This window comes from Arthrobacter wenxiniae, assembly GCF_013376105.1.
GTDB lineage: Bacteria > Actinomycetota > Actinomycetes > Actinomycetales > Micrococcaceae > Specibacter > Specibacter wenxiniae.
In genome coordinates, this window is sequence record NZ_JAAMFM010000055.1 from 1 (window position 1) to 4,646 (window position 4,646).

2 protein-coding genes are annotated in these 4,646 nt (G+C 54.5%); one reads left to right on the forward strand and one right to left on the reverse strand.

Going from position 1 to position 4,646, the window contains the following annotated elements; translation table 11 throughout:
- Positions 1-220 precede the first annotated feature (220 nt).
- The gene (locus tag G6034_RS19250; protein WP_176636711.1) at positions 221-2,512 is read right to left on the reverse strand and encodes an AAA family ATPase; all 2,292 of its coding nucleotides are present in this window, start codon (positions 2,510-2,512) and stop codon (positions 221-223) included.
- A gap of 258 nt (positions 2,513-2,770) precedes the next feature.
- On the opposite strand from G6034_RS19250, the gene G6034_RS19255 reads away from it, so the two are divergent.
- On the forward strand, positions 2,771-4,441 hold the full coding sequence (locus G6034_RS19255; RefSeq protein ID WP_176636712.1) for a DUF5677 domain-containing protein: 1,671 nt from the start codon (positions 2,771-2,773) through the stop codon (positions 4,439-4,441).
- Positions 4,442-4,646: the final 205 nt, after the last annotated feature.

Sequence of the window (4,646 nt, forward strand, 5' to 3'; positions counted from 1 at the left end):
AGTCTGGCCCTGGACTCCCACTGTGCACGATGCGCGGCCATATAGCGGTATGCGTCAATCCACGCGCCGCCTTTGTACCATCGACTATCAAGATCTTGGCTCACCTCTCTGGCGTCGGTCCCAACATCAGATGGTCGGTGATACCGATTTCTCTCCTGCGACGGACACGTCGTATCGGTGTACGGTCGAGTTCATTGAATGTTAGGGACGGCCGGAATTTTCATAAACGAGCGAACAGCTGATCTGACTCCAAAAGACTCTCACCGCCACTTGCTGCCACCATCATGTCAAAGTGAGCCCCATGGCGCTGAATATCGAAATACTGTTTGAACAACCTGAGAAAGTCTTTAGTGCGCCCGACGTCGATGGTCTGGTCTATGTCGTCCGCAATGGTGTGCGATCCCGAGTTGGCCCAGATATGAAATTGGGAGACTATTCTCTCGTCGGTCGGCGATACGTCTTTGAGCCGATCAAAATCCTTTACGTTTCCTATCGTCTTGAAGTACCCTTCGAGGATTCGTCTAACGATGTTGAATACGCCAACCCGTACCAAATCTGACTCGTCTTCGGTTCGCGCAGCTTCGACAACTGAATGCCAGAGTAGGGCGTAGCTGCCACGGATCTTGGATTCATTTTTGTCGTCACGGACTGTGGTAAACCCGCTCAGATCCTTCACAAGCCTGAAATAGCGGCGTTCTTGCGAGTTTCGATCTGAAGTGTAGGCCGCCTCATGATGAAATTGTGTGTTGTGCGTTAATACTATTAGCTGGCGGAGGTTGGTGGTTCCCTTTGTTGCAAGCTTCGCGGCGTCGCGGATGTATGCGGCTATCATGAAAAGGGCGTCACTGTCTAGGCTAGAGATCGGATCGTCGATGACTGCGACAACATCTTCAGGTACACCGCTGGCCACTTCGCTACCAAAGAGTGATTCCCAAAAGTAGGCGAAGCAGATGAAGGACTTCTCACCTTCGGACAGAGAATCAAATGCTGGGGTGTCATCTTCACGAACTATTCGATAGCCACCGCTGGATTCACCGGCGCTGCTTAGGCGGAAGCGGTGGAACCCCATCGCTGTGAGCAGCTTGTTGATCTTATCGGCGACATCGCTCGTGTTAGAAATAGATTTCTGAAGGTTCTCTATTTTCGAATTTGCTAGACTGTCCTGTCCCTCGCTTTCCGTGATTTTGGTCCGCAGCCCGGTGATGACCTTTTGCTTTCTTAACTCAAATCCGTTGAACTTTTTCATCTCGATACTAACGGCGGTACCGGACAGGAACGCAACCCATCCGTCGCTGACGAGTTTGCCGCGCTCAACACCGGCATTTTCAACGATCTGTTTATGTTGCTCGATCTTTTCATTCTCATCATCAACGAGCTGCGCAAGTTCAGATACAACCGAATCGACATCAGAAACTGCGATCGGCTGTGTCGGGTGTGCACTTCTCTCGTGAAGTTGAGAGATGAGGAGCTTCGCCGCGTCGCGAACACGCGAGATCGCAGGGTTGAAGTCCTCTTCGGCGATTTCTGCGTCCCCGGTCAACGCAATTTCTAATGCGGAGATCTCACCTTCGAGCTTTGCGGCATTAGCATTTACAATGCTTTCAATCCTGATCGAACGTTGAAGTGCGGCATCGAACCCGCCCTCGAAATACTGAGCTAGGTCATGCTCGAGATTTGCAGGTACTTGGTTCTGACAAAACGGGCACCTTCCTCGCGCTTCATCTACGTAGTCTCGACCCTTACTAACCCAGTCTTCATTATTTAGATGCTGGATGAATTCTGCGAAGTTTCCGCCTTGACCGTGCGAGCTCTTGCTGGCAACCTCGGCGACATCGTCCGCTGATATCAAACTGACCGTCGTAATGCTGGGCAGCCTCACACGTACTTTTTTGCCACTGCTCAAGCTTCGGGCGCGTGTCTTGATCGGCTCCCAGTCAACATCTGAGTTCAAGGATTGTATCTCGCCGAAACGTTTGCGCGCCTCGTCAAAGAACTTGTCTTGACTGTTTCGATATCCCTCGAAAACTATAGGAATTACGGATTCGTCAATATCTTTGTGAGCACTGAAGATCGATTTGCGAGCCGCAACTCGGTTGCTTTCTATCTCTCCAAGCAGGCCATTCGCGGTGTTCTCGTCGGGGCCCGAACCAATCTCTTTGTTCCATTTATCGCGTTCGCTGGTGCGATCTCTGATTTCGCTCTTCAGGGTGTCGATTTGGTCGTTGATCGTCTTTGAAGTGTCTCCCATGGTGAATATGCCATTCACATGCTCGGTGAGGACTCGTGATCGGTAAGCCTCGTTGAATACTCGAATCGGAAGATTCGTAGGTGCGACATCCCAATTCGTTCTTTGGGCCGCATCGCTGGGCTGTCGGGCCAACATGCTTGAGATTGTGGATTTGCCTGCGCCATTCGGCGCAAAAATGAAGTTGACCTTCTTGAGTTCACGGAGCTGTAGTGGCTGCTCTCCGAAGCAGTAGTCGGCCTGGACGGTGATTGATTCAATTTCCACGATTCCCCCCATTGATATTCTTGGCGCTTCGGTCGATATTGCAACGGGACGGTAGCTAGCTAGGCAGCGCCGACCCTTTACAGGAGACTATCTGGTCGGGTACGTCACACGGGATTGTGTCTGGATTCTTCGGCACGTTGGGGTGCAAGGCTTAGTGGGGCGAAGTTCGAGTATGGGGAGTGGCCTGTGGATTATTGGAGGCGCAGGCGCGGTGCTCACCAGTCAGCTGCGTCGGACCAAGTCAGGTAGATTCCTGATATGAGCATTTCTACGCCAAACCAACACTCAGGGCCTATGGCTGGCCATGTGCGAAAGGGCCGCGTGTTCAAAACCCCGCTCGCATCGACTGGGATGCTGGCTGTGGGGAACTGGATCAAGGACGATTTCCCGGATCTCCTCTGGCCAGCACTCGTAATGGCTGAGCAGGGAGATGACAGTTTTCGGCAGTTCGTGAAGTGGCAGAAAGCTGTGCAGGAGGGTCTCTCTCACCATGGAGAGGTCCGGTGGGTCGCCGAGATGTTGGATGGACGGCTGTCGCACTTGGCCGCACTAGCCGTCAGGTTCCCCGATGCATTCGAGATCGCCGTCGAAGAGGCTAATCGACATGGCCTGCTTTCTGGAGGCGTCCGCAGCGCGCTGGCCTCGTACCCCTATCTCCCAGCACCGTGGCTTGTCGGTGACATCGAGGTCGCACCACCGAAGGAATCGGACTTGGAACTGATTCACGATGCGCTGCTTTCAGTCCTGCGGGACGGTCATCGTGAGGCGCTCCTGAAGTGCTTCCGGACATGGAGTGCGGTCCATGCGGGAACTTTCAGCGCTGACGCTCGAACGGTCGAGCTTCTAAAAGATTACCCGGGCGACTTGGCCAACCGAGGGGCATCAGATTCCCTAGTGCGTGCTTCCTGGGGTGCACACAAAGCGATACTGCAAGTCGATGATCCGAACCACTTCGATGAAGCGACCAAGTGGGCACGTGTGTTCTGGGGAGCGAACTCTATGACATCCGGGTGTATTCGAAAGGGGGACGTCGACAGTCCCGACGACGGCCCCACGGAATCGCCCGGCGGCGAACCGGACGGGCAAGCTGCATCAGCCGTCCGCTCCGATCAAACTGTGCCGACTTCCATGCCCGCGGGCGGCGAGAATCTGCGCGGGTTCACGATGGATGTTATGAGCAGCTTCGTCGAGGCGCTGGAGACCGCCCCGGCCCACCTGTATGAGAACGAACGGCAGGAAGTCATTTCCGGGCTTGTGTCCCGGGCAGGGCGTGATGTCATAGCGGTGCTAGGGGCTCCCGATCTCTGGTGCATGGAACATGGTGCGCATATCGGGCGCATGTTGGTGGAGACAAAGATCTACCTCCACTGGATGGCACGGCAGGATCCGGCCATCTATAGACAGTTCCAAGAATATGGAGCAGGGAAGGCGAAGCTCTACGCACGCATCTCAGATGAGTTGCCTGACGATGCGCGAACCGAGGGCTTTCGAGAGAGCATTGACGAGCTTCAGCGCCTCAGCCGCAATCACGACGTGCTCGATCACAGGACAGTTGATACTCGCGACACCTTTGCTGAGGGCAAGTCGATTCGTGCGATGGCAGACGAAGCCGGCCTGTTGGATTTCTACCGACAGGCATACTCCCTCGCTAGCGGGGTAGCGCACTCGGAATGGTGGTCAGTCGAAACGCACGCGATGGAGCCTTGCCTGAATGTTCTCCACGGAATGCACCTCATTCCTAGCCTGTCTCTGAACCCGGGTGGCAACGTTGAGCTAGCTACTTCTTGGGTTGAGCAGTTCTACTCGCTCGTGCGCACGGGACTGGGCATCCTCGGAACTGACGAGGACACAGTAATGGCAGCTTTTGCTTGGGTAAATGCGGACGACGATTCCTCAGCGCCCTCTGACGGTGCAGGTCCGGCATCGTGAGGTTGCTCGGCACTGGAACGCGGTGAGGTTCTGCAGCGACGTCCATACAATACTTGGCAAATGTCCGCGGTTTTTTGAATCCGGGCCATTTGTATATCTAGGATGTCGGGTAGGTCGACAGACTGCCTGAATGCGAGATCAAGATCAGGAAGACCCGACTGATCAGCCGCCGTCATCAAGGTCATCACGTCCTGAACAGCCCAAT

What these genes read in the sequence shown, in the direction of transcription:
- G6034_RS19255 (WP_176636712.1), top strand. Translation starts at nt 2,771, where the DNA reads ATGAGCATTTCTACGCCAAACCAACACTCAGGGCCTATGGCTGGCCAT.